Here is a 613-nt window from a genome sequence, read left to right as displayed (position 1 = left end):
TGAATACTCCAATGAGCACTCAAAACTGAATACAATATGTCAATGTTATTCCTATTTCATCTTCGCAAGAAGATGTTTCCGAATATATCCTTAGAAAGGAGGTGATCCAGCCGCACCTTCCGATACGGCTACCTTGTTACGACTTCACCCCAATCATTTGTCCCACCTTCGACGGCTAGCTCCATAAATGGTTACTCCACCGGCTTCGGGTGTTACAAACTCTCGTGGTGTGACGGGCGGTGTGTACAAGACCCGGGAACGTATTCACCGTAGCATGCTGATCTACGATTACTAGCGATTCCAGCTTCATGTAGTCGAGTTGCAGACTACAATCCGAACTGAGAACAACTTTATGGGATTTGCATGACCTCGCGGTTTAGCTGCCCTTTGTATTGTCCATTGTAGCACGTGTGTAGCCCAAATCATAAGGGGCATGATGATTTGACGTCATCCCCACCTTCCTCCGGTTTGTCACCGGCAGTCAACCTAGAGTGCCCAACTTAATGATGGCAACTAAGCTTAAGGGTTGCGCTCGTTGCGGGACTTAACCCAACATCTCACGACACGAGCTGACGACAACCATGCACCACCTGTCACTTTGTCCCCCGAAGGG

The 613-nt window shown here is 48.6% G+C and carries 1 rRNA gene; it reads right to left on the bottom strand.

Going from position 1 to position 613, the window contains the following annotated elements:
- Positions 1 to 94 precede the first annotated feature (94 nt).
- Positions 95 to 613 (bottom strand): 16S ribosomal RNA (locus D9V42_RS14780); the annotation flags it as partial.

Origin of the sequence: Staphylococcus pseudoxylosus, from assembly GCF_003697915.1 — a bacterium.
GTDB classification, from domain to species: Bacteria; Bacillota; Bacilli; order Staphylococcales; family Staphylococcaceae; genus Staphylococcus; species Staphylococcus pseudoxylosus.
Note: the sequence above shows the minus strand (reverse complement) of the source record. Positions and strands in the feature narration are given on the sequence as shown.